At 49.4% G+C, this 25,394-nt stretch carries 23 protein-coding genes; 13 read left to right on the top strand and 10 right to left on the bottom strand.

The genetic code is table 11. The features are described 5' to 3' along the window. Positions 1-85 precede the first annotated feature (85 nt). Positions 86-472, bottom strand: coding sequence for a Co2+/Mg2+ efflux facilitator ApaG/CorD (gene apaG, locus KJS94_RS16920; protein WP_214449263.1), 387 nt, complete (start codon positions 470-472; stop codon positions 86-88). Positions 473-700: 228 nt separating this feature from the next. Here apaG and KJS94_RS16915 point away from each other — a divergent pair, with 228 nt between their 5' ends. From KJS94_RS16915 to KJS94_RS16895, 5 genes are all read left to right on the top strand, one after another. Continuing rightward, positions 701-2,152: an NADP-dependent isocitrate dehydrogenase gene (locus KJS94_RS16915; protein ID WP_214449264.1), complete on the top strand. Its 1,452-nt coding sequence runs from the start codon at positions 701-703 to the stop codon at positions 2,150-2,152. Positions 2,153-2,293: 141 nt separating this feature from the next. Next, on the top strand, positions 2,294-3,355 hold the full coding sequence (locus KJS94_RS16910) for a sensor histidine kinase (protein ID WP_214449265.1): 1,062 nt from the start codon (positions 2,294-2,296) through the stop codon (positions 3,353-3,355). Further along, on the top strand, positions 3,330-4,094 hold the full coding sequence (locus KJS94_RS16905) for a LytR/AlgR family response regulator transcription factor (protein ID WP_214449266.1): 765 nt from the start codon (positions 3,330-3,332) through the stop codon (positions 4,092-4,094). Before KJS94_RS16910 ends, KJS94_RS16905 begins: the two co-directional genes overlap by 26 nt. Before the next feature lie 104 nt (positions 4,095-4,198). Next, entirely contained in the window at positions 4,199-5,053 is an 855-nt protein-coding gene (locus KJS94_RS16900; protein ID WP_214449267.1) for a hypothetical protein, read from the top strand. Positions 5,054-5,085: 32 nt separating this feature from the next. Beyond that, the gene (locus KJS94_RS16895; protein WP_214449268.1) at positions 5,086-6,120 is read left to right on the top strand and encodes a S41 family peptidase; all 1,035 of its coding nucleotides are present in this window, start codon (positions 5,086-5,088) and stop codon (positions 6,118-6,120) included. On the opposite strand, the gene KJS94_RS16890 is transcribed toward KJS94_RS16895, so the two are convergent. The 4 genes from KJS94_RS16890 to KJS94_RS16875 all read right to left on the bottom strand — a co-directional run bounded on the left by KJS94_RS16890 (position 6,098) and on the right by KJS94_RS16875 (position 8,255). Then, the gene (locus KJS94_RS16890; protein ID WP_214449269.1) at positions 6,098-6,322 is read right to left on the bottom strand and encodes a hypothetical protein; all 225 of its coding nucleotides are present in this window, start codon (positions 6,320-6,322) and stop codon (positions 6,098-6,100) included. The genes KJS94_RS16895 and KJS94_RS16890 overlap by 23 nt on opposite strands. Beyond that, the gene (locus KJS94_RS16885; RefSeq protein ID WP_214449270.1) at positions 6,319-6,663 is read right to left on the bottom strand and encodes a translation initiation factor; all 345 of its coding nucleotides are present in this window, start codon (positions 6,661-6,663) and stop codon (positions 6,319-6,321) included. The genes KJS94_RS16890 and KJS94_RS16885 overlap by 4 nt, the downstream gene beginning before the upstream one ends. Positions 6,664-6,772: 109 nt before the next feature. Continuing rightward, positions 6,773-7,630 carry a carboxylating nicotinate-nucleotide diphosphorylase gene (gene nadC, locus KJS94_RS16880; RefSeq protein WP_214449271.1) on the bottom strand — a complete coding sequence of 286 codons (858 nt, stop codon included), beginning with the start codon at positions 7,628-7,630 and terminating at the stop codon, positions 6,773-6,775. Between the two features lie 235 nt (positions 7,631-7,865). Continuing rightward, positions 7,866-8,255, bottom strand: coding sequence for a DUF4783 domain-containing protein (locus KJS94_RS16875; RefSeq protein WP_214449272.1), 390 nt, complete (start codon positions 8,253-8,255; stop codon positions 7,866-7,868). Positions 8,256-8,456: 201 nt separating this feature from the next. Between KJS94_RS16875 and gpmI the strand changes: the two genes are divergently transcribed. The 8 genes from gpmI to uvrC all read left to right on the top strand — a co-directional run bounded on the left by gpmI (position 8,457) and on the right by uvrC (position 17,952). Continuing rightward, the gene (gpmI, locus tag KJS94_RS16870; protein WP_214449273.1) at positions 8,457-9,974 is read left to right on the top strand and encodes a 2,3-bisphosphoglycerate-independent phosphoglycerate mutase; all 1,518 of its coding nucleotides are present in this window, start codon (positions 8,457-8,459) and stop codon (positions 9,972-9,974) included. Positions 9,975-9,986: 12 nt separating this feature from the next. Beyond that, positions 9,987-10,475, top strand: a complete 489-nt coding sequence (locus KJS94_RS16865) for a heme-binding domain-containing protein (protein ID WP_214449274.1) — start codon at positions 9,987-9,989, stop codon at positions 10,473-10,475. Next, positions 10,476-10,988 (top strand): hypothetical protein, encoded by a 513-nt coding sequence (locus KJS94_RS16860; RefSeq protein ID WP_214449275.1) that lies wholly within the window; start codon positions 10,476-10,478, stop codon positions 10,986-10,988. 61 nt (positions 10,989-11,049) lie between these two features. After that, positions 11,050-13,257 carry a TonB-dependent receptor plug domain-containing protein gene (locus KJS94_RS16855; protein WP_214449276.1) on the top strand — a complete coding sequence of 736 codons (2,208 nt, stop codon included), beginning with the start codon at positions 11,050-11,052 and terminating at the stop codon, positions 13,255-13,257. A 137-nt stretch (positions 13,258-13,394) separates the two neighbouring features. Then, on the top strand, positions 13,395-13,973 hold the full coding sequence (locus tag KJS94_RS16850; protein ID WP_214449277.1) for an RNA polymerase sigma factor: 579 nt from the start codon (positions 13,395-13,397) through the stop codon (positions 13,971-13,973). Between the two features lie 54 nt (positions 13,974-14,027). Continuing rightward, positions 14,028-15,449 (top strand): porin family protein, encoded by a 1,422-nt coding sequence (locus KJS94_RS16845; RefSeq protein WP_214449278.1) that lies wholly within the window; start codon positions 14,028-14,030, stop codon positions 15,447-15,449. A 70-nt stretch (positions 15,450-15,519) separates the two neighbouring features. Continuing rightward, positions 15,520-16,110 carry a hypothetical protein gene (locus tag KJS94_RS16840; RefSeq protein WP_214449279.1) on the top strand — a complete coding sequence of 197 codons (591 nt, stop codon included), beginning with the start codon at positions 15,520-15,522 and terminating at the stop codon, positions 16,108-16,110. A 24-nt stretch (positions 16,111-16,134) separates the two neighbouring features. Continuing rightward, positions 16,135-17,952: an excinuclease ABC subunit UvrC gene (uvrC, locus tag KJS94_RS16835; RefSeq protein WP_214449280.1), complete on the top strand. Its 1,818-nt coding sequence runs from the start codon at positions 16,135-16,137 to the stop codon at positions 17,950-17,952. A gap of 366 nt (positions 17,953-18,318) precedes the next feature. Here uvrC and porN read toward each other — a convergent pair whose 3' ends face one another. The 5 genes from porN to KJS94_RS16810 all read right to left on the bottom strand — a co-directional run bounded on the left by porN (position 18,319) and on the right by KJS94_RS16810 (position 25,373). Next, complete coding sequence (porN, locus tag KJS94_RS16830) at positions 18,319-19,353, bottom strand: type IX secretion system ring subunit PorN/GldN (protein WP_214449281.1); 1,035 nt, start codon at positions 19,351-19,353, stop codon at positions 18,319-18,321. A gap of 23 nt (positions 19,354-19,376) precedes the next feature. Beyond that, positions 19,377-20,912 carry a type IX secretion system motor protein PorM/GldM gene (porM, locus tag KJS94_RS16825; protein WP_214449282.1) on the bottom strand — a complete coding sequence of 512 codons (1,536 nt, stop codon included), beginning with the start codon at positions 20,910-20,912 and terminating at the stop codon, positions 19,377-19,379. Positions 20,913-20,977: 65 nt separating this feature from the next. Then, positions 20,978-21,742 carry a type IX secretion system motor protein PorL/GldL gene (porL, locus tag KJS94_RS16820; RefSeq protein WP_214449283.1) on the bottom strand — a complete coding sequence of 255 codons (765 nt, stop codon included), beginning with the start codon at positions 21,740-21,742 and terminating at the stop codon, positions 20,978-20,980. A 113-nt stretch (positions 21,743-21,855) separates the two neighbouring features. Then, on the bottom strand, positions 21,856-23,145 hold the full coding sequence (gene porK / locus KJS94_RS16815) for a T9SS ring complex lipoprotein PorK/GldK (protein WP_239804201.1): 1,290 nt from the start codon (positions 23,143-23,145) through the stop codon (positions 21,856-21,858). 149 nt (positions 23,146-23,294) lie between these two features. Then, positions 23,295-25,373, bottom strand: coding sequence for a thioredoxin domain-containing protein (locus KJS94_RS16810; RefSeq protein WP_214449285.1), 2,079 nt, complete (start codon positions 25,371-25,373; stop codon positions 23,295-23,297). Positions 25,374-25,394 lie beyond the last annotated feature (21 nt).

Here is a 25,394-nt window from a genome sequence, read left to right as displayed (position 1 = left end):
AAACAATCTGTTAATAAAACAATAAGGCGTTGGATAAACCAACGCCTTATTGTTTTAGGCCAACCTTTAAAAAAAGGGATTCCCCTTAGTTGTTCTTGAAAGGAACGATCATTTCGAATGCAGGTATGTCTACGTCGAAAAACCGCTTGGTATCCAGGTTTTCCATCTGGTAATTGCCTGACATCCGTCCCATTTCAGAGCGGAGATTGCACCCACTCACATACTGGTAACGGTCGCCGGATTGCAGTACAGGTTGTACACCAACCACTCCTTCCCCATCCACTTCCCTGTATTCCCCGTTGGAATCAAAGATCTGCCAATGCCTGCGGTGCAGCTTTACCGGGAAATTATTGTGGTTATCGATCGTGATCTTGTAAGCAAACATGTATTCACCCGAAAGGGGATTGGAGTAATCAGGTTGGTAAAACGTCTCAACACTTACCTCTACTCCCTGGGTCGTTGTGCTGTTCATGCCAACAGAATTTGGTTAAAGGTATATAAAATCAACCGCTGGTTGTCAATTTTGTTCAGGATTTCAAGGTTATAACTTAGATCAGGATTACCTTTGCAGCGCCATTGCACGATACCGGGAAAGATAATTGAAAACCATTAACCGTTATGCCATGGTGCATACGGACTAATATATTCAAACCTTGTCCCGGCAGGCATTTTAAGCACATCAATCCTCAAAATTTAGAATATGAAAATCGCCGTAGCGAAAGGTGATGGTATCGGTCCTGAGATCATGGACGCGGTCCTCAGCATTTTCAATGCCAACAAGGTCCCCCTGGAGTACGAGTTTGTTGACATGGGTAAATGGGTATTCGACAAGGGTTTTTCCAATGGTATGACCCCCGAAGCCCAGCAAACCATCGAAAGCCTGGGTATCCTTTTCAAAGGCCCGATGGAAACGCCTAAAGGCAAGGGTGTGAAAAGCGTGAATGTAACTGCACGCAAGACCTGGAATACCTATGCCAACAAAAGGGTTTTCCAGACCCTCCATGGTGTAGATACCGTTTTCAGCAAAGCGGGTATCCCCATCGACCTGACCATCGTACGCGAGAACATTGAAGATACCTACGGCGGTATCGAGCATATGCTGACCCACGATGTGGCCCTGAGCCGCCGCTTTATTACCCGTCCCGGTAGCCTACAGGTGATCAAGTACGCTTTTGAAATGGCCAGCAAGAAAGGCGCCAAGCGCATCACCTGCGGCCATAAGGCGAATATCATGAAGATCACCGATGGCCTGTTCCTCGAGGTATTCTATGAGGTAGCCAAACAATACCCCGACCTGAAAGCCGACGACGTGATCGTTGACGACCTGTGTATGAAGCTGGTAAGCCGCCCGCATGAGTTCGATGTGGTGGTGTTGACCAACCTCCAGGGTGATATCGTGAGCGACCTTTGCGCCGGCCTGGTAGGTGGATTGGGCTTCGCTCCTTCCGCCAATATTGGTGACCATATCTGCATTTTCGAAGCCGTTCACGGCACGGCCCCCGATATCGCAGGCAAGAATATTGCCAACCCCACAGCCCTCCTGTTGAGTGGCATCTCCATGCTGCGTCACCTGGGCTATATGGAGAACGCTTCGGTAATTGAAAACGCACTCCTGTACACCCTGGAAAGCGGCGTACATACCGGCGACTTCGGCGACAAGGGTACGCCTTCTGTTAACACCACTGAATTCGCCAATGCCATCATTGCTAACCTGGGTAAAACCCCGGCCCATGGCGCCAAGGCCTTGCTGCCCAACAAACCCATTACCCCTACGGTATTCCACCTGACAGAAAACCCACTGATCATGACCAAGGAGGAAATGGAAGAAAAGATCGTTGGCGTGGACATGTTCATCGAAAGTGCCGAACAACCCAGTATCGTTGCGGAAAAATGCCTGAAGCATACCGGCGACCTGTTCAAACTGGTGACCATCAGCAACCGCGGTACACAGGTATGGCCCAAGGGCTCAGTATTCACCAACCTGGTGAACCAATACCGTTGCCGCTTCGAAAGTGTGGAGGAAATGGCCCTTACGCAGACCGATGTACTGGAACTGTACAAGCGCCTGATGCAGGACTTCAAGATCTGCTCAACTGAACTGCTGAACATGTGGGGCGATAAGAAAGCCTATAGCCTGGCCCAGGGACAATAAGTAGCCCGGTCAGGAATAAATAATGCAAAAAACAACCGCCGTTTGGCGGTTGTTTTTTTATGGTTCAACCGTTGATTCCCGCGTTTCACCGCAATCCAATGAGCCATTAACGCGAAAATTACTTTCTTGCAGCATACTCCCATGGCTGCAAATCAATTGAAAGACACCTGGTTCCGGCTGGCGGGCTTGCCCATCCTGGCACTGATCGCACATACGGTATTCTATAACCGTAACATGAGCGGAGCAGAACGCTTTGACTTCTGGGAGATCTACCTTCTGTCCTTGCTGGAAGCAACCGCACTGTGGGAGTTTAACCGGCAGGTGATCATCTATTTCAGGAAGAAATTCCCCTCATTGGAAGCCACCAACAGGCGGATCATCTATACCCTTGTGTTCTGCACATTGGTAACCCTTGTGGTTCGTACCATCAATATTTACATTTACGACAAAACCTTGCTATGGGGTTATCACTTTCCCCTGGAAGCCTACCTGCATAGCTTTTTCGTAGCCCTTCTTTTTGTTGTGATCGTGGCAGGGATCTATGAAAGCATCTACTATTTTTCAAAATGGAAGGTGATGGCGGTTGAAACGGAAAAGCTCAAGAAAGAAGCATTGTTGACGGAGCTGAACTCCTTAAAAGCCCAGATCAATCCCCACTTCCTTTTCAACAGCCTTGGTTCCCTTTCCTCGCTGGTTGATGAAAACCCGCGGAAGGCACAACAATTCATCGGGGAAATGTCAATCGTCTACCGCTACCTGTTGCAGGGGAATGAAAAAGTATTGACCACCCTCCGCGAAGAAATAAGGTTTGCCCGTGCTTACACCAGCATGCTCAAAACCCGCTTTGATGAGGGCCTGCAGTTATCCATCCAGACCGGGAAAGAATATGAGGAATACCTGCTGCCCCCGCTTACCTTGCAATTGCTCATTGAAAATGCCGTGAAGCATAATGCTGTCCAGCCAGATAAGCCGCTTCATGTGGATATCAGGACCAAAGTAAAGCCAGAACTAACCATTACCAATAATCTCCAACCAAAGACCGGTCCGGTACCCAGTAACAAGACCGGACTGAATAATATCGCCACCAAATACAAACTCCTTCATCAACCAGACATCAGCATCAATAAAACGGAACACCAATTTGTAGTCACCATCCCATTAATCAATCCCAGGCAATATGAAGATCCTGATCGTGGAGGATGAGATCCTTCTGGCAAAACAATTACAGAAAATGTTACAGGGCATTGAGCCATCCGCAACCATTGTTGGCCTCACACATAGTGTAGAGAAAACGGTGGAATGGCTGCAATCCAATGAAACCCCAGACCTCATCCTGATGGATATAGAACTGGGTGATGGGCAGAGCTTCCAGGTATTTGACCGCCTGCAGGTGAAGACACCTGTAATCTTTACAACCGCCTATGATGAATATGCGCTGAAGGCATTCAAGGTAAACAGTATCGACTATCTGCTAAAACCTGTGGATCCTGAAGAATTGAGGACAGCGATAGAAAAATTCAAGGAAAGACTGGCCGCCCCTTTAACAAACGATAATATCATCCGGTTACTGGCCGACCTGAACCTCCAACAGCAAACCGGGAAATTCAGGGAAAGGATCCTCGTTAAACAGGGACAAAAAATGATCAGCCTTGAATTGAGCCAGGTGGCCTATTTCTTTTCTGAAGGCGGTTTCAGTTATATCCGGACCAATAACAACCAGAAGTTCATCACCGACTATACGATGGATGAACTGGAACAATCAGTATCCCCCAATCAATTTTTCCGCGCCAACCGCCAGTACCTGCTGGCCAGCCATTGCATTGACAGTATCCACCCCTGGTTCAACCAGAAGCTTAAAGTAGATGTCAAACCCAATACGGAAGAACCCGTAATAATAAGCAGGGAAAAAGCACAGGCATTCAAAAAATGGATGGGCGCCTGACCCCGTCCAGCTTTCGTTTCATCCCCTTCAAGCCACGTTTCATAGGCAATTACATTGACCCGCGCTGTTGATAGCTTCAAATTTGCGGATCAAAATAGCGCAATATGAAACACCTTATCATCACCACCATGGTTTTGCTATCAGCAATTTCGATAGCAGCCCAGGAAAAGCCTGCACCCATTCGAACCGGTGGCCAGTTCAGGATCGGCATCGGCTACCAGCGAACATGGATAAAGGACAGGCAGGCATCACCTTTAAGGTACCAAAGCAGTGATAAGACCATTACCCTCGGCTATACAAAACTTTCAGAAGAAGACCTGTTCAATGCTGAGATCAAGGCAGCCATAGGCGACCTCTTTCCAGCGGGGTACCGTAACCGAAACTGGTACCACCCCAACTACCAACCTGGCGGCGTCCTGAAACTGGATTCATCAAGATTGAAAGGAACCCTTTACAACAGCCATATCAGGATCGCTTATGCCAGGAATATCAGTAATGGCTATACGAGTATTGGCGGGGAAGACCTTAACAGTTACCGGTATGCAGGGGTTTCACTCAACAGCCAGTTATTCTATACCGACAATATCGTCAGGACCGGATGGATGCATGCAGCCTCCGTTAATGCCGATTTCATGCAACTCAGCAGGCTTCAGTCTGGGCATTATTTCAGTTTCCGCATCACTATTCCCCTCTTCTCCAGGAACACCCGCCTGCCCTATCATAATACCGTTAGCTCGGCAGACAACAGGAGTGGCATGGCTACTCTTTTCCGCCAGGGCACCAAATGGGCATGGCTTGGCAATTTCCATAACATCAGGCTGGATGCAGGCTATGAATACGCGCTATCCAACAATGCAAGGCTGGGACTCCAATACTCAGGACAGTTCCTCCATTATGATAAAGAAGCGCCGGTTACCCTATTCCAGAACAATGTGGCCATCAATATGGCCTTCCAGTAAACCAATCACTGAACCTATTTCAGATCAATACCATGAGACACTTACTTTTTATACTATTCGGCCTGCAGGTGTGCAACAGCTCTTGCCAGAAAGCAATAATGGGTGCAACAACTGCCAATACGCCCGTGAACAATTTCGATGAACTCTGGAAGGGATTCGATAAATGGTATGGTGGGTTTGCCACCCGCAATATCGACTGGGACTCGCTTTACAGGGAGAATCGGCCAAAGGTCCACAACAATATGACCAATGCCGAATTGTACCAATCCTTATGTGAGCTCCTAAGGCCTGTCAACGATATCCATGTTTTCCTTCAACCCACCAGTGATGCGCTACCCAGGTTTGAAAGTGATCGCTTTCAGCGCGAGAACAGGAAACAACAGGATTTCTCTATTGAGTTGATCAGAAAGCAATACCTGCCCACACTCATTACCGTTGACGACAAGTTGCACTATGGCGTCACAGCGGACAATATCGGCTACCTGCACTTTGGTGAATTTGGTTTTCCCCTGGGCTATTACCAAAAGAAGATCGGTCCGGTCATGAAGGAACTCGCCAATACCAAGGGCCTTATCGTGGACATTCGCGACCATGCAGGTGGCGATGACCGCGTGAGCCGATACATCGCAGGCTGGTTTGCTAAGGAAAGGAAACGCTTCATGACCATCCGCAAAAGAAATGGGCCAGACCGCAATGATTTCAACCAACCCATGGAATGGTATACCGATCCATCTACCCATGAGCCCTATACAAAACCTGTGATTCTTTTGACCACCAGGTGGACCGCCAGTGCCGGTGAAACCTTTGCCTGGGCGATGAATACGCAGGAACAGGTGTTGCAGATGGGGGACAGGACAGCCGGCGGCTTTACCGATATCATTGCAAGGGAACTACCCAATGGCTGGTTGTATTTTTTGGGTGTGGGGGATTACCGGAATGCCAGGGGAGAATCAGAAGAAGGAAAAGGGATCGCTCCGGTTATCCATATTACCAATACCGCTGAGGACATCAGGAATGGCAAGGATAATGTTTTGGAGGCAGCCATTAAAAAGGCAAGCGCCTGGTGATCATCAGGGATACTACTGCAGCGGCAAGCATGGTGATCACAGAGAAGAGCAGTAGTATCCTTCCCCTTCTTTTCACCAGGATATCCTTATCGCGGTGGCCTTCATACCAGGTATAGACACTATACAATGCGACAAGTGCCGCACCACCAAAGATCAACTGGTAAAGCCCCCAACTGGCGGCGGTGGCATCAAGCAGGATCATACTTTCTTAGTTTTAGGATAGCCGTTCTTCAACAGCCATTGCAGTACTTTATCACGCTGGTCACCCTGTACCATGGCCTCCCCGTCCTTCACAGCTCCACCTGTTCCGCAATGGTTCTTCAGCTGCTTTCCCAGCAATTCAAGGTCTTCGGCAGTACCAATAAAACCGGTCACAAGGGTCACGGCCTTACCGCCCCTTTGTTTGGTATCAAATTTCACCCGCAACACCTGCTTTTCCGGGGCAAGGGTTTCCATTTCTTCTTTCTCCTCTGGCTCAAACTGGAAACCTGGATCGGTGGAATAAACAAAACCATTCCTGTCGGTTTTATTCTTCTTGGACATCTTGATCAGCTTTTTGGGTCTATCATTGGTTTCAATAAAGGCTGGCCCGACTTATTTGAAGCAACTGGTTGAGCCAACCACTAGTAATAAACTATAGGATCACGCCCTCCTAAACTGCCTTAAGGCTGAGGTCAACGCTCCTTGCCTGGTGAATCAAAGCCCCGACACTTACAAAATCAACCCCTGTTTTCGCATAGTCAACCAGGTTAGTTAGGTTGATCCCCCCACTGGCTTCGGTCTCGAAATCATTGCCGATAATGGCCAGGGCCTCCACTATTTTGTCGGGGGTGAAATTATCGAGCATGATCCGGAACACCTTGCCCTTACCCACCGCAACCAACTCCTTCACATCATCAATGGACCGGGTTTCCACTTCTATCTTAAGTCCCGGCTTCTTATGTTGTACATAATCCCATGCCTTTTCTACAGCCCTGGTGATGCCCCCACAGTAATCGATATGATTGTCCTTCAACATGATCATATCATACAAGGCAAAGCGATGGTTCACGCCCCCGCCGATGGCAACAGCCCATTTCTCCAATAGCCTGAAATTGGGTGTGGTTTTGCGGGTATCTAATACCCGCGTCTTATAGCCTTTCAGCTGGTCGGTATATTGCCTGGTCAGCCCGGCAATGCCGCTCATCCGCTGCATGCAGTTGAGGACAAGCCTTTCACATTGCAGGATGGTATGCACCCTGGCTTCCACTTCGAAGGCGATCTCACCATTCTTCATCCCCTCTCCATCCTTCTTGAATGGCCTGAACACGATATCCGTTTGCATTTGCCTGAATATCCTTTCCGCCACTTCCATGCCTGCAAGGACACCATCCTCCTTGATCTTCAGCACGGCTTTACCCGTCTCACCTGCAGGAATGCAGCAAAGGGTGGAATGGTCACCATCCCCGATATCCTCCTTCAATGCCGATTCGATCAGTCCGGGTAAGAATGCATCAATGTATTCCTTCATAAAACAAAGCTAAGGAACAATGAACATTGTACCCTGACCGCATTGAACTTTGAGTATCCCCTTACCGAAACCCAATTTCCCTAAACAGAAAAAAGCATGGCCTGGCCATGCTTTCACTTGATTAGTCATTAGGATGTAATATCATGTTATCCCTTACCGGATGGTCATTGCGGATTCCCTGCCTCATGAAGGAATGGGTACAACAGCGCCCTTCCGTTCAGCTTTGGTAAAAGGCTTATTCCTGCTGGAACCTCATCTCCTGGAGGAATTGCTTATCCCCCTTTACTTTCATGAAAAGGGTGGTGCGGTAACGGCCATTGGAGGTGGATAGGACACCGATCACATAATTGGCACCATTGTTCTCACCGCGGTGCTTCAGTTCGAAGTTCTTCACCCCGCCATTGCTGGAGAAGAAATCCTTTACCACCATTTCGGCCTGGCTTCGGCTATAGCTATCCGTTTTCTCCGGCAGGGCAATTTCAACCCTGCTGTCAAAGTATCTTGACAGTAAGGAGACATTACCAGATTTGAGTGCCACTACTACCGTATCAATTTCCAGGGTACCGGTGAAAGAACTCAACAAAATACTGGTTGTCAATAGGATAAGCCCAATAAATTTTTTCATACTAAGAAGTTTAATGGGTTCTTGGGTTTTCCCAGGGGCTTTCGGATCAACATCAATCAACCTCTTCTACCCAAAACTATGCCAACAAAGCAGGCAGGGCAGGTGGGGCAGGCCATTTTTTGGGCCAATGCCGCTCCGATTCCGTACAAAATCAAGTAGTTTTACCAACTGACAACCAATAAAAAGCCCAATAAGCAAGCGATGAAAAAAGTTATTCTGGTGATCATGGATGGATGGGGACTGGGCACTGTCCCGGCCAGTGATGCCATTCAGCATGCACGTGTACCATTTGTTAGCAGTCTTTACCAAAAATACCCCCATAGCACCCTGGTTACCTGTGGCGAAGCAGTAGGCTTACCCGATGGCCAGATGGGGAATAGTGAAGTAGGCCACCTGAACCTGGGCGCAGGCCGAATCGTATACCAGGAGTTGCAACGCATCAATGTGGCCATCCGGGAAGGGGAATTCTTCAAGAACCCTGTGTTGCTGGAGGCTATTCGTACGGCCAGGGCCAACAATAAAGCCCTGCACCTGCTGGGGCTGGTAAGCGATGGTGGGGTTCACTCCCATATCAACCACCTCAAGGCCCTCCTCACCCTTTGCCAGCAGGAAGGCCTTGATAAAGTATTTGTCCATGCCTTCACCGATGGCAGGGATACCGACCCGAAAAGCGGTCTGGCCTTTATTACTGAGCTGCAGCAACATATCGATGCCACTACCGGCAAGATCGCTACCGTGAGCGGTCGCTATTACGCCATGGATAGGGATAAGCGCTGGGAAAGGGTTAAGCTGGCCTATGATGCCCTTGTTAAAGGCACTGGCGAACATGCGGCCAATGCCATTGATGCCGTTAAAGCCTCCTATGGTAAAAACATCACCGATGAGTTCATCCTGCCCACCGTCATTACTAACGGCAACGGGGAACCGATCGCAACCATCCAGAATGATGATGTTGCCATCTGTTTCAATTTCCGGACGGACCGTTGCAGGGAGATCACGGAAGTGCTCACCCAGCAGGACTTCCCGGAGTTCGGCATGAAACAGCTTGCCTTGCATTACACCACCATGACGGAATATGACAGGACCTTCAGGAACGTGCATGTGGTATTCGAGAACGACAACCTGAACAATACCCTGGGTGAGGTACTTGCTCAAAATGGCAGGAAGCAGATCAGGATGGCAGAGACGGAAAAATACCCGCATGTTACCTTCTTCTTCAGCGGTGGCAGGGAACAACCCTTCGAAGGCGAAAGCCGGATCATGATGCCATCCCCCAAGGTGGCCACCTACGACCTTAAGCCCGAGATGAGCGCATATGAACTCACGGATGCACTGCTCCCAGAGATCAGCAAGGAAGAAGCGGACTTCATCTGTATCAACTATGCCAACGCGGACATGGTAGGCCATACCGGTATTTGGGAAGCAGCCATCAAGGCGGTGGAAACCGTTGACCAATGCGTACAGAAAGTAGTGACCGCAGCCCTTGAACACGGCTATACCGTGTTCCTGACTGCCGACCATGGCAATGCCGACTATATGGTGAATGAAGATGGCACACCCAATACCGCGCATACCCTTAACCTGGTTCCTTTCTTCATTATTGACAAGGACTGGAAAGGCAATATCGCCAACGGTAAGCTGGGAGATATAGCACCGACTGTTTTAACCATGATGGGACTGCCCATCCCCAAGGAAATGACAGGCAATACATTAATCTAAAGATTCCCAAACATGATCAAGAAGATCCTAACTGCTCTATTGGTGATCCTGCTGGTACTGCAGGTATTCCGTCCCAAAAAGGACAATAACGCCAGTGCGCCAAGCCCGGCCAATATCAACCAGTTCGCCAGTGTTCCCGATGATGTGGACAAGCTGCTCAGGACCAGTTGCTACGACTGCCATAGCAATACCACGGTATATCCCTGGTATACCAATATCCAGCCGATCGGCTGGTGGCTGGAAGACCATATCAAGGAAGGAAAAGGTGAACTGAACTTCGATGAATTTGGCAACTATAACCTTCGCAGGCAATACCACAAACTGGAGGAAGTAGCCGAGCTGGTAAAGGAAAATGAAATGCCTTTGAAGTCCTATACACTCGTGCATACCGAAGCCAAACTGAGTGAAGAACAAAAGCAACAGATCATTCTGTGGACCGATAAGGCCATGGGCGACATGAGGGCCAAATACCCGATCGACAGCCTGGTGAAGAAAAAGTAAATGCAGCTTAACCCAACCATAAGGAAACTCCTTGGGATCGCCCTGCTCTTCCTGGCCACCTTACCAATCATTGCAGCCCTACTCCTGCCCATCAGGAAGTGGATCGTGGAACATGAATGGAAAGAACGCCTGGAACTGGGGTCCATGGTAACAGTGGAACTGCGCAAAGGCAGTTATACCTGGGTAAGACCAGGCAAGGAGATCCGGATCGGGAACCGGATGTTCGATGTGAAGGAAACAAGGACATCCGGTAACCTGGTTTATTTCAAAGGCATCTATGATGACCAGGAGGCAGCCATCGAAGCAGCCATCAGGCAAAACAATGAAGGCAAGGCATCCGGCAAGGCCCCTGTTATCGTTTTTTGGTCGCCCCTCTGCCACCTCCATTTCCCCTCTTACCACCTGTCGGCAAATTCGATCGATATAAGTCTTACCTACGCGCTATACCCGCCCTCCCATTACCGCTCCCATCAGGGTGAGCCTGCTTCTCCCCCACCTAACCAAATGGCATAAAGACCCTGAATGATTCCCCCATACAGAGGGGAAGGCTTTCCCGTACACCAATCATCTACACATGAAACGTAACCTGATCATATTATGTCAGTTTGCGGCCTTGCCCATTTTTGCCCAAACTGGATCATCAAGGGATACACTGCCCAAAGAACTGGAAGAAGTGGTGGTATCCTTCAATAAATGGGAACAGAACCTGAACGAAGTACCCAACAAGATCAGCAAGATCACCAGAACAGATATTGTCCGCAACAACCCACAAACATCGGCAGATATGCTGGCCCAGACCGGGTCGGTATTTGTGCAGAAAAGCCAGTTGGGGGGCGGAAGCCCCATGATTAGGGGTTTTGCCACCAACCGGGTGTTGCTGGTGGTGGATGGCATCCGCATGAACAATGCCATTTACCGTAGCGGCAACCTGCAGAATGTCATCAGCATCGATGCCCTGAGTACCGAAACAGCAGAAGTGATCTTCGGTCCCGGTTCATTGCTCTATGGCAGTGATGCCATTGGTGGTGTAATGGATTTCCATACCCTCTCCCCGAGGTTCTCGAAATCGGATAAATGGCTCACCAGGGGTTCGGCCTTTGCCCGGTATTCAACAGCCAACAAGGAACAAACCTACCATGCCGACCTTACCCTGGGCAGCAGGAAATGGTCTCTTGTCAGCTCTTTCACTTATTCCGCCTTTGGAGACCAGCGAATGGGCAAACACGGCGGGCAGGATAATTACCTGAGGCCTGAATATGTAGAACGTATCAATGACCAGGATGTCATTGTGAAAAACAATGACCCCAGGATCCAGCGATATACCGGTTATGATCAAACGAATTTCCTCCAGAAGGTGGCCTTTCGTCCCAGTGATCAACTCAGCCTTCAATATTCATTCATCTATGGTGGTACAGGCACCACTCCCCGTTACGACCGCCTGATCCAATACCGCAATGGCGCCCTGCGTTTTGCGGAATGGAACTATGGCCCCATGCTCTGGCGCATGCATTCCTTGCAGGTCATCCACCAGAAAAAGAATGGCCTCTACGATGAATCCAAATTACTGGTGGGCTACCAGGATTACGAAGAGAGCCGCATTGACCGCACCCGCAACCGGACAGCGCGCAACCGCCAGGAAGAAAAGGTGGATGCTATCAATATCAATTGGGATGCCAACAAGAAGGCCGGCAAAGGCGTCCTTTACTATGGACTGGAATACGTGTACAATAAAGTTGGCTCAACAGGATCGGTCACTGATATCAGGACAGGAGATCAGGCACCGGCAGCCAGCAGGTACCCCGATGGCAGCACCTGGCGTTCGGCCGCCTTGTATGGCAGTTACAAAGTCAACCTGCATGAAAAACTAAGCCTGAATACCGGTCTCCGGTACAGCTATAACCAGCTGAAGGCAAGCTTCGACAAGACCTTTGTCCCCTTCCCCTACGATGCAGCCAACATCAATGAAGGCGCCCTCACCGGCAGTTTCGGCTTGGTTTACAGGCCGGCAGAAGGCTGGAATATCAATGGCAATATTTCCACCGGCTATCGCATGCCGAATATCGATGATATCGGCAAACTCTTTGAGAATGCTCCCGGCATCATTACCGTACCCAATCCCAACCTGCAATCAGAATATGCCTGGAATTTCGAATTGGGATTGGTGAGGGAAGTAAAAGGAAAGGTGCGGTTTGAACTCAACGGCTTCCACACCATACTTGATAACGCCATAGTAAGAAGGCCTGGCAGTTTCAATGGGGAGGACTCGATATTTTTTGATGGCAACCTAAGCAGGGTGGAGTCGCTGCAGAATGCGGCAAAAGCAACCGTTTGGGGAATGCAGGCAAGCCTCGAGTATTATTTCACCCCTGCCCTGCGGTTCAGGACCCTTGCCAACTGGATCACCGGGAAGGAAACAGATGACCTGAAAGATGAGCAGGTGCCACTGCGCCATGCCCCTCCCTTTTACGGTTCTTCTTTCCTGCGTTGGGTAAAAGGCAAATGGGATGCCGAGTTCTCTGCGGTATACAACGCAGAGGTGAGCAATGAGAACCTTGCCCCCAGTGAACAGGCCAAGACCGATATCTATGCCAAGGATGCCAATGGCAAGCCCTATGCACCATCATGGTATACCTTCAATACAAGGGTATCCTATAAGTTGAACCGTCATGCGCAGTTGACCGCAGCCTGGGAGAACATGACCGATCAACGGTACAGGGCTTACTCTTCCGGAATGGTAGCGCCGGGCAGCAACCTCATCATCGCCCTTCGTGCACAGTTGTAAAATATCGCTGACAACAGGGACCTGCCGCAAAAAGGCAGGTCTTTTTGCCTAAGGAAATTGGGTAGAAACCCAATAAATCCGGAACATAAATTTTATCCTGAAGAAAATAACTTAAATTACGGTATACAAATCCCATTATGACCGAAGAAGCCCTGCTTCAAGGCTGTTTACAAAACGATCCGACCGCACAAAAGGTGCTGTACGAAAGGTATAGTCCGAAGATGTTGTCGGTATGTTACCGATTTGCACATAACCGTGAAGACGCGGAGGACATGTTGCAGGAAGGTTTCATCAAGGTGTTTTCCCAGATCCATACCTTTCGCAGCCAGGGGGCATTTGAGGGATGGATCAGGAGGATCATGGTGCATACCTGTATCAACCACCTCAAGCGGAACAAGCGATTCAATGAAAGCGTTGACCTTATCCATGCAGCCGGCATCCAGGTAAGGGAGGAATCCATTCCATCCATTGTGCAAGCCAAGCAGGTGGTGGAATGTATCAGGATGCTACCCATTGGTTACCGGACCGTGCTCAACCTTTATGCCCTGGAAGGCTATTCCCATAAGGAGATCGCCGCCATGCTGGAAATTGAGGAAAGCACTTCCCGGTCACAATATACCCGGGCCAGGCAGATGCTGGAAGAGATACTGATCAAGAAAAAAATATTGCCAAAACAAAAAGATAAAGTTGGGCTTTTAGCAGCGTTTGGAAGGTGATAGGACTCTATAGAGTAGAAGGGCTGACCAAACGTACCCCTAACCAGGACGATAATGGAGCAACATTTTTTTGAGGACGAATTTGAACAATTTCTAAGAGAGACCACCGATAACCATAAAATGTACCCTTCCGACGGTGTATGGACACGGATCTATCGTCATCTGCATACCGGAAGAAGGAGAATAGCGATCGGTGGACTCCTGCTATTGTTCCTCACCGGCGCCCTGCTGCTGGTGAACACCCGCTCGCCCCTGGAATTATCAAAATCTATGACTGCTGGCGGTGACCAGGCCCAAAAAGACAATGGCACCCTGCTTCCCGACCATTCTGACGCGACTTCCCATCACTCCCTGACAGTGGATGATATCATTGCCAAACTAAGGGCGAGTTCGCTCGTTCCCCCAGTAAAACTGGAAGCACCAATGGCATTGGCACCACTTGACCTGGGCAAGGCCCATGAACCATTCCCGGGCGAAAACCAGCTTTTTGCCTTGATAGGCGGCAGCTACCAAGAGCCACCGGTTATGCAAGCCCCCCAGTTGGTTCAGGATGACCCGGTTGTAATCAACCAAACTGAAGGAGCAAAAGTGATCCCCCTATTCACAGACGACAATTATGACCCCAGCACTATCCAACAGGTTGAACCTGGTGAACTACCTTCTTCCCCAGAGATCTCAAAGGACGAAGCAGAAAAGGACCTGATGACCTGGGGGGCAACAGCCCAGGTGATCAAACTATCCCAGCGCAAGCCCAGGAATAAGCTGAGCTACCAGATGTACTTTGCGCCCAATATCGGCTACAGGACACTGGCAGAACCCAGTCAGCAACAGACCGGCACCTATCCCCTGGCTGTGCGCTACATGGATGTGAACCAGTTCGTTTCCCATCAACCGGCAATTGGCTTTGAACTGGGTGGTGGGGTGCGTTACCAGGCCAGCAGGACACTTGCCTTCCGCACCGGCTTACAGCTCAACCTTACCCGTTATAGCATTCAGGCCTACTCATACTATCCTGAAAAGACCACGGTTGCCCTTACCAATGAATTTGGTTACAGGACCGATACACTGGTCTCCACTTCCAATATTCGCAATATGGGTGGAACCGACCTGGAGCAGATCCAGAACCAATACCTGCAGGTTGCCATTCCTATCGGGGCAGAACTGAAATTGTTTGGCGACAGCAAGTTCCAGGTAAACCTTTCCGGCGCCCTGATGCCGAGCTATCTGCTGAACACCGATGTGAAGATGCTGAGTTCCGACCTTACCAATTATGTCAATGAGCCCTCACTCTTGAGAAGATGGAACCTGGCATCGGCAGTAGAAGCTTTCGTTTCTTATGAAACGCATGGCGTACGCTGGCAGGTCGGTCCGCAATTCCGCTACAACCTCCTTTCCAGCTATAAGAAGCAATACCCCATCAAGGAAAACCTGATGGAATATGGTTTGAAGATCGGCGTCAGCAAAACGATCCGCTGATCCTCCCGACAACATTGCATGAACCGCCTCTGATGGCGGTTTATTTTTGCACAACCGTTAAATTTGCTGCATGTCAATGCTAAGACCCACTGTAACCGGTTTAGTTACCCTTTTGCTTTTCTCCTGTGGATCACCTGAAAGTAAAAACCAGGAGGAAGCATCAAAAGCCGCAGCGGCCTTTTTCCCGGTCAATGATTACATCTCCAGCCAGATCAAGAAAGTGGACTCACTGCAATTGCCGGTGACCAGGTACTATTCGGGTCCCGATAGTAAGGACACAGTGGCCTTAAGCCTGGAGGATTTCCGTGCACAGGCGGCCCCCTTCCTGCAAGAGGACATATCAATGGAACCACTGAAAGGCAAGTACCAGGAAAGCAGTTTTGCCGACCAATCCATTCCAAGCATCACCTTCACTTACCATACAAAGGACAGCAGCCTGCCCATCAAAAGGGTGGATGTGATCCTGAAGCCGGATCCAGTGATGACCGACCAGGTGAAATCTGTCTATATAGAAAAAGTTTACCAGAAGGGGGATACCCTGGTGAACGAAAAGCTCTTTTGGAAGGCCGACCATTATTACCAGGTGATCCAAAGCAGGCAGGTAAAGGATAACCCTCCCACCATGTCCCAGCTGAAAGTGGTGTGGGACCCAACTGAATAAGCTAAACCAACGAGGAGCAGGACAATGACGCAACAGGAGTTTCAACAAATCAGCCATACCATTCCCCTCTCACCGGGGATCTATAAATATTTCGATAGCCGTAACGAACTCATTTATGTAGGCAAGGCCAAGAGCCTGCGCAAGCGGGTAGGCTCCTATTTTTCCAAGACCTATGCCAGCTACAAGACCCATGAACTGGTGCAACGCATCAGGCGGATCGAATTCACTATTGTGGATTCGGAACAGGACGCCTTCCTGCTGGAGAACGCACTGATCAAGGAATTCCAGCCCAGGTACAATATCAACCTGAAGGACGATAAGACCTATCCTTACCTGGTTATTAAGAAAGAACCTTTTCCAAGGGTGTTTTTCTCCAGGCGGAAATTGAACGATGGTTCCGAATACCTGGGGCCTTTCACTTCTGTTGGCAAAGTGAGGGAGTTGCTGGACTTCATCAAACAGAATATCCCACTCAGGACCTGCAAGCTTAACCTAACGCCGGCGAATATCCAAAAAGGCAAGTTCAAGGTTTGCCTGGAATACCACCTGGGCAATTGCAAAGGCCCTTGTGAAGGTTTGCAAACGGAGCAGGAATACACAGAAGGCCTGCAGCAACTGAAGAACCTGATGAAAGGCAACCTCGGACCTGTTATCCAGCAGTTCAGGTCGGAAATGCAGCAATATGCCCAGGAACTCCAGTTCGAGAAAGCGGAGATGATGCGGAAGAAGATCGAACACCTGGAACGATACCAGGCCAAATCGGTGATCGTTAGCCGGCACCTGGGCAACCTCGATGTTTTCTCCATCCTGAAGGACGGCGATATTGCCTATGTGAACTACCTCATGGTCCAGCATGGCACCATTGTACAGACCCATACCATCCAACTGGAAACCCATCTTGATGAGGAAGAAGATGAAGTACTGGCATTTGCCATCGGCAGCCTGAGGGCAACCTTTAACAGCCTGGCTTCGGAAGTGATCGTTCCTTTCTCCATCCCCTTCGAAGCCGAGGGCATTACAGTTACCGTGCCCATCAGCGGCGATAAAAGGAAACTGCTTGACCTGTCCCTCAAGAACGTCAATTATTTCCAGGAGGAGATAAGGCGTAAAAAGATCCTCCACCTTGAAGGCAAATCGGATTTTGAGAAGAAGAAGGTCTTGTACCAATTACAGGAGGACCTCCATTTACCCGAACTACCGGTCCATATTGAATGCTTTGATAATTCCAATTTCCAGGGCAGCTTTCCGGTATCAGCCATGGTTTGCTTCAAGGATGGTATTGCGAGTAAGAAGGACTATCGCCACTTCAATGTCAAGACTGTGGAAGGCATCAACGATTTCGCCACCATGAAGGAAGTGGTATACAGGCGCTATAAGCGTCTGAAGGAAGAGAAGGAAGCACTTCCACAACTGGTGATCATAGATGGCGGAAAGGGCCAATTAGGGGCCGCCATGGAGAGTATCCGCGAGCTGGACCTCAACAAGGAAATGACCGTGGTTGGATTGGCCAAAAATGAAGAAGAGCTCTTCTTTCCCGGCGATTCGGAGAGCCTGAAACTTCCCTACAACAGCGAAAGCCTTAAACTTATCCGCCGCATCAGGGACGAAGTACACCGTTTCGGCATCACCTTCCACCGCAAACAAAGAAGCAGGGGAACATTTAAAAATGAGCTTGAAGACATAAAGGGGATCGGGAAATCAACGGCAGATACCTTGCTAAAAACCTTCCGATCCGTATCGGCAATCAAAGAAAAAACAAAGGAGCAACTGGCCGAAGTAATTGGCTTATCAAAGGCAAGCCTGGTCTGGGATCACTTTCATGAAAGCAAGGCGGAAAGCTAGGCGGGGAAAGGGATTAGGCCACTAATGGATGTTGGTGACAGAGGGCAGGCATAGGTATTTATCAAAATAAAAAGGGGCCAGGATAGATATCCAGCCCCGTTTTTAAAATCCAATATCCTATGAAAAACCGAGGTAAAAATAGCAATTAATTAGAAAACGACAATACCCTTTTTGAGGTATTTTTCAATTTTTGTACCTCTTTTTTCTTTGACTTTCAGCGTTGTAACAATGTTGAGCCAACAGCAGTAACGGTATGCCTTAACCGAATTTCCACACTTTTCACTGTAGCATCCAAACCCATCAATTGAAATAATAAAAAGCGCCCCGCATGCGGGGCGTTTTTTATTATTTCAACAGGCAGTGAAATTAGTATGACCAGAGGTCTTGTTCGTAGTTGAAGATCTTCTCCTTGATGTTCTCGCCTTCCAGCAAGCGCAGGATCGGGTCCTTCACAAAACCAGAGATTAACTGGTCATATGGGTTATCGATCGTAGACTTGATGATACGGCTAGCGAACATGCGGCTCTCGAACAGTTCTTCCCAGCTCATGCGGGCACCGTAGTTCTTGCCATTATAGGCTTCGTAGCGGGCCAGCAGGGGACGCATATCAGGATAATACACCCAGAACAGCGGCGTCACGTCACGGAAGGAACCGTCGGCATTCTTGATGGTCTTCAGGGGGGCAATTCCCAGGATGCGTACAAACAACCTTGATGACTCCTTATCGAAAACCACATCTTCCTTCACCCAGTACTTCTCAACGTTATCGGGGTTGAATTCATCGATAACAATGGAGTCCTTGGTGTAACCCAGTGATCCATCCGGGTCACGGGTCCAGTCAGGGATCTGGATGGTCTTGGGCTTACCCACCAGCTGCTCAGTGATCTCCTTGATCGTGATCGGCGTAGTGAAGCGATCATCGATCGGGCTGAAAGCTGTGAGTTCACCGCTCTTGATAGCAGCCAGTACGATATTCACAAAACGCTGGTTACCGTTATCATCATCGGCCTTGTACACGAAGGGCAGGTTCATCTTCTCATGAACATCGATCTCCCTCCATACACGCTGGCGATACACCGCATCATCCTCGCGGATATGCTCGTAGGTCAGGGGAAACCTTTCCTTCACCAGGTTACGCTCAATGGCATTGTCGTTACGCAGTGATTTACGGACGGTACCCAGGTTCAGTTCCGCTTCGGCTACAGGCGCTGCAGGAACGGTATCCTGAGCAGGAGCCTGGGTCAATGCGGCTGCATTTCCGGTGTTATTCTTATTGGTAGTGGTCTTCTTGGTAGTAGAGGTCCTCTTGCGAGTGGTTCTCTTAGCCTGGGCTTCAGCTGATTCGCTGAATATACCCAGCACAGCTACCAGGAGACAGAATTGGATGATACGGTTTTTCATTATTTGCCTGTTTTGTCGTGTTCTTATTTCAAGTTAAAGTAGATACCAGGTAATTCGCGCACTTTTCCATCGGGACCTTTAACACGAATCTGGTCGAAGTAAACGGTAGTACCAGGAGTAGCACGGGTTACGATGCTGGAAGCATTACCACCGCTCCAACGGGGACCTTCGTTTGCTGCTTGCTGGTAGGTCTGGAACGCACCACCGTTAGCACCCAGGGTATAACTTACTATCTGGAACGGAGCGTCAAATTCAGAGTCCATCAGCTTGGCGATCAAACCACCCTGGGCCTTGAACTGGGCTGCAGAGATGGAACCACCTTTTTGTCCACCCACCATGGCAACCGGGTCAGGCAGGGGCTTACAACGCATAGCGAAGGAAGAAGTCTTACCATCTACAGTTACGGTGATGTTAGCCGGGCCAGACTGGGTAGGCTTGATGATGTAGCGGTCGCCACCTGCAGGGGTAATGCTGCCACCGGTGAAACCAACCTTCATCTTTTCCTTACCGGCAGAACCGGCTGATACAGTCACAGGGTTTTCAACACCCAGGTACAATACGTTCATCTTCTCGAGGAACACAGATGCACCTGAAGGGATACCAACTGTGTACTTGATGGTTTTGTTAAGGGTTGCAGGAGTACCATCAGGCTTGGTGAAGGAAACATTTACGTTTACACTCTTCTCACCGGCACCGCTTACGGTGGTCTTATATACTGCAGCTCCTTCGTTGTTCAGGGCAACAGCAGCACCATTTACGGTTACGGTTGGCTTGGCAGCCTTAGAGAAAGCACCTACACCAGCGGTGATCTCCAGTTCCTGGCCAGGCATCAGGTAAGTTGAATTCGTACCGGCGAAAGCCTGGAACTCATCGAACACCACTTCAACTTCACCAATCTCTTTGTGGCAGTAGTCAACAACCTGGGCTTCAGAATTCTTTACGTCGTTCTGGAATTTGCTCAGGATGGTCAGGGCAGCAATGGTGGGGGTCATGCGGAAATAGGCAGACTTCCAGTCATTGTTGGCGATAGAACCAGTTTGAGATTTTGGAATGTTGAGGTCAAGCGGCAGGGACTTTTCAAACTGGGCCTTCATTTCAGGAACAATGGCCAGCATCTGGTTCTTGTAGTCCTGCAACTTCTTGTACAGTTCATCACCTTTAGCACCTTCTACCAGCAAACGGGTAGATGCATCCAGGTTGTCTTCGCTGAACTTCTCTTCAGCAGTACCAATATTCTCTCCTTTGGATTCTTTTTTCAATTCAATTTTCAGGTCTTCCAGGTACTTAGACATGTCATCGGACAGTTTCTTGGCCTGTTGTGCCTTGGGAAACCAAATGGCTGCTTTCTCAGCAGACTTGGGGTCCTTCAGCTTTTGTTCAAAAGACTTGAAAGTGGTAGCATTCTTCTCATCCACGATACCGGATGCGGTAGTAATGCTATGATTAACGGTTTTGAAAGCGTTCAGGATCTCAGATGAAACGTTCAGTGCCAGTAGTGCGGTAAGCACCAGGTACATCATGTTGATCATCTTTTGCCTGGGCTCTTTAGGTAAAGCCATGGATCTGGGATTTAATTTTTACAATCAGTTTTTCACAGTTTCAAGAGAGGTACGGTTGCACAGGCTTAGGCGCGGCCTTGCATAGCGCTCAGCATGTTGCCATAGATCTGGTTCAGGTTGCTGAGGTTCTTGGCCAGCAGACCGATCTGATCTTGTGCCTTCTTGGCATCTTCCACACTACCCTGCATAGCTTGTGAAGCCTGCGCCAGGTTGCTGTAGAAGTTGTTCATGGCTTTCAAATGATTGTTTGTATCCTGCAGTTCCAGCTCATAAATGGTATTCAGGGAAGACAGGTTCTTGGTCAGTACCTGAACCTGGCTATGGAATTGCTTGGTAGATTCAGAAGCATCGTTGAAAGATTGCATGGTAGCAGCACTCTTGGCGTAAGCATCTTTCATAACGCCCAGGGCACCAGCAGCTTCCTTGGTCTTTGCAGCGTAGTCGTTAGTAGCGGCAACAACATCGGAAACATCTTTCATTTGGTTAACAGTAGAACCAAGCTTCTGGAAACCTTCGCTCAGTTTCTTCAGGTTGGTAGGAGTGATATCTGCTTCCTGCATCATCTTGTCGAGGTTCTGCAGGGCAGGGTTACCGGATGTACCAGCCATTTTAGGTAAAGCTTCAGCAAGGGCAGCCATTTCCTGACCGGGAGGTGGCAGGAATGCATACACCAGGAAGATCGCAGCTTCGGTCAACAGACCGATGGTCAGCATCCAGTCAGCAAAGGGTTTGTGAAGGATCTTAGCCCAGGCGCCGAAGATTACAACTGCAGCACCCACGCAAACGATAATATTTACCAGTCTTTCAGTAGATTTAGATGTACCAGCCATAGTTTTAAAGTTTAACGAGTTTTTTAAACGGGTTTAGATATTGATAAAAGAATTCCAGTTTGATTGTTAGAATCAAATAATAAAGTCAATTTCAAATTTTCTGAAGCAGTCAATTATTTTTTGCCCTTTCCCTGCATCGGAGGCAGATCGATAACTGTACGGAAACCGATGTAAGACTTCGAAGTATCCTGGTACTCATAAGAGCGGGTACCGGTCTGCAGGAAGTAACCCACATCTTTCCAGCTACCACCGCGGATCACCTTACGCTTCATGCGGGGAGGATCTGAATCCTTGGCATTGTAGCGGATATCGGGGTTCATATCGTGCTGGAAATTGTAACCACCTTCGTAATACAGGGATGAAGTCCACTCTGCTACGTTACCGGCCATGTTATACAGACCGAAATCGTTTGGCCAGTAGGCATCGGCGCGTACGGTGTAGAAACCACCATCTTCGGGATAGTTACCGCGGCCGGGCTTGAAGTTGGCCAGCAGGCAACCCTTCTTGTTCCTCAGGTAATAGTTACCCCAGGGGAACATAGACTGGGAGCGGCCACCGCGAGCAGCATATTCCCACTCCGCTTCAGTTGGCAGGCGGAAGTCAGATTCCTGTGCGCGCTTCTTGGATTCCAGGTAAGAATTCAGGTAATGTGTCCTCCATTCGCAGAATGCTGTGGCCTGGTTCCAGTTCACACCTACTACAGGATAATTTCCGAAAGCAGGGTGAGAGAAGTAACGCTTGGTCATTGGCTCATTATAAGAGTAGGAGAAGTCACGGATCCACACCAGTGTGTCAGGATAAACGCGAACATCCTTCTTGATAATGAATTGGGAACGGGGCTTACCCTGGTTCTCACGGCGGGAAGCTTCTTTGGTATCGAAAGTTTCAGAATGAAAAACCAGCTTGGAAGCATCGATCTCTTTCTTACCGAAGATCCTGTTCTCAGGAGAGAGGATCAGCTGATCGATCTTTTCAATGGTGGCCTTATCACCCCACTTGATGGTCTTGGCTTTTGCCCAATCAACATAATCAACACCATCCACATTCTTTACATAACCCATCAGCTTGGCAGCTGTAGAGTCACGCACCCATTGGATGAATTGACGGTATTCGTTGTTGGTGATTTCTGTAGCGTCCATCCAGAACCCGTTGATAGAGATCTGTTTGTTGCGAGCAGTGTAGGCATTGTTCACATCTTCGTCACTGGGACCCATGTGGAAGGTTCCTGGTGGCACATATACCATTCCGGGAGGTTTGGGCATGGTGTACTTAGAGCCCGGAGTGACTCCGTGCAACTGGCCGTCGTTGGGAATTCCTCCACCTTTGGAGGACTTGCCGAACTTTCCGCAACTTGCCAGCATGGACATGGCCGCAAGTGTCAGCAATGTGGACAGGTTTTTCATTTTCATAATATTAAAGGGTAGTGGGCAAATATAATGTTTTGTCAACATCAGCTTCTCAAGTTTATGGTTTTTATCAGTTTCTGCCATCACTGGTCGTTCGCGACAATTTTAACGCTCCCGAATAACGGATTATTGTATTATAATCCGAATTATTCTTCAGAAGCCTTCTTTAACTGCCCCAAAAGCAAGTCAACCGAATTGACCGGCTGCTGGCAGCTGTAATCTTTACATAAATAGATTAAGGTTTCAGGATCGGAGGGCTTGTTGCGCAAAAGCGGGTAAGCTTGATTTTCGTGGGTAGCCGATTGGAGGATTCGATGCGGGATAAAATTAGCCAAAATTTCATTCCGAAGCGCAGCCGCTGCCGGCCCAACCACTACAATTTCTTCACATCCCCGGTTGGCCCTCAGGATCTCCCCTGCCCAAACCCCGAATGAACCCGGGTAACGGGTAGCGGCCTTTCCAAAGGATGCCAGCATCTTATCGGCGCGTTCCCTCCAATCCGGCTTGTCTATGGCTATCCCCAGGTAATTGAGGTTAAACACCATAACAGCATTGCCTGAAGGCTGGGCACCATCATATACTTCCCTTTTCCTAACCACCACATCTGATTGGAGCCTGTTCGTATAATAGAACATCAGGTTCCCTTCCTCCCCAAACGACTCAATGATCAATTTGGTGAGTTGGACGGCCTCATCCAGGTAAATGGTCTCCCCGGTCACTTCCTGCATATAAATCAAAGCCTGTACCAGATATGCCAAATCATCCAGGAAGGCCGGATATTTAACGGAATCAGCCGGGATTTCCTTTCCTTTTCCGGCATCCCCTTCCTTCGCAACATGGTACCATACCCCCTCCTTCCGGAAGGTGGCCAGCATCCAGGCCATGTTTTTCCTGGCCATTTCCAAGTAAAGTGGGTCACCGGTAGCCGCATACACTTTGGAACAGGCCTGGTTGAGGAGGGCATTCCAGCCCAGGATCAGCTTGTCATCCAGACCCGGGCGGACCCTTTTTGACCTGGCCTCCAGCAGCGCCTGCCTTACTGTACCGATCCGCTCCTGCAGTTCTTCCCTTTCCAGCCCAAACTGCCGCGCCAGCTCTTCCTCCTGCCAGGGACGGGTCAGGATATTGGTCTCTTCCCAATTGCCTTCCCCTGTTACCCCAAACCAGGCAGTGGCCAGGTCCGCATCAGCACCGGCCACCTCCCTGAATTCCGCTTCATCCCAAACATAGAACTTACCCTCTACCCCTTCGGAATCCGCATCCAGGGCGGAATAGAAACCGCCACCGGGCGACAGCATTTCCCTGGACAGGAACTGCATGGTTTGCCCGATGGTTTCCTTGTATAAAGGTTTGCGGGTGATCTGCCAGGCATCGGCTACCACGGAAAGGAAAAGGGCCTGGTCATACAGCATCTTTTCAAAATGGGGAACCAACCATTCCGTATCCGTCGAATAACGGGCCAGACCTCCACCCACCTGGTCATAGATGCCTCCCTTGATCATCTTGTCCAAACTCAGCAAGGCCTGTTGCAGGGAGTCGTTGTCCCCATAAAAATGATAGTATCGCAGCAGGTAGGCGATGGAAAAGGTCTGGGGGAATTTTGGTGCATGCCCGAATCCACCCCGCTCTTTATCAGCCGATTTCAACAGGTTCTGGTTGATGACCTGTACCGCATCCATCCAATCATCCACAGGCTGGGCAGTATCGATCCCAAAGGAATTGGACTGCACCAGGTGCTGGGTCAGGTTCTCAGCCTGGGCCAGGATCTCTTCCCGCTTGTTCTTATAGGCATTGGCCACTCCCGCCAGTACATCCGTCCAGGACGGCCGGTTATAGGCTGAAGAAGGCGGGAAATAGGTTCCCCCATAAAAAGGCTTTCGGTCAGGGGTCAGGAAAACGTTCAATGGCCAGCCCCCGCTTCCGGTCATGGCCGTCAGGGCGTCCATATAAATATGGTCCAGGTCCGGCCTTTCTTCCCGGTCGATCTTGATGTTGATAAAATGCTCATTCATGTAGGCTGCCACATCCTCATCCTCAAAACTTTCCCTTTCCATCACATGGCACCAATGGCAGGCGGCATACCCGATACTGACCAGTATGGGCTTGTCCTCAGTCTTTGCGCGGTCAAGGGCCTCCGCCCCCCAGGGGTACCAATCAACAGGATTGTGTACATGCTGCAGCAGGTAGGGGCTGGTTTCATTGGCCAGGTGGTTCTTCTCTTTCATGCTATCCATAAACAAAAAAGA

Origin of the sequence: Flavihumibacter rivuli (assembly GCF_018595685.2) — a bacterium.
In the GTDB taxonomy this organism is placed as follows: domain Bacteria; phylum Bacteroidota; class Bacteroidia; order Chitinophagales; family Chitinophagaceae; genus Flavihumibacter; species Flavihumibacter rivuli.
The sequence above is the reverse complement of the archived record's forward strand: the minus strand, read 5'-3'. Positions and strand labels throughout refer to the sequence as shown.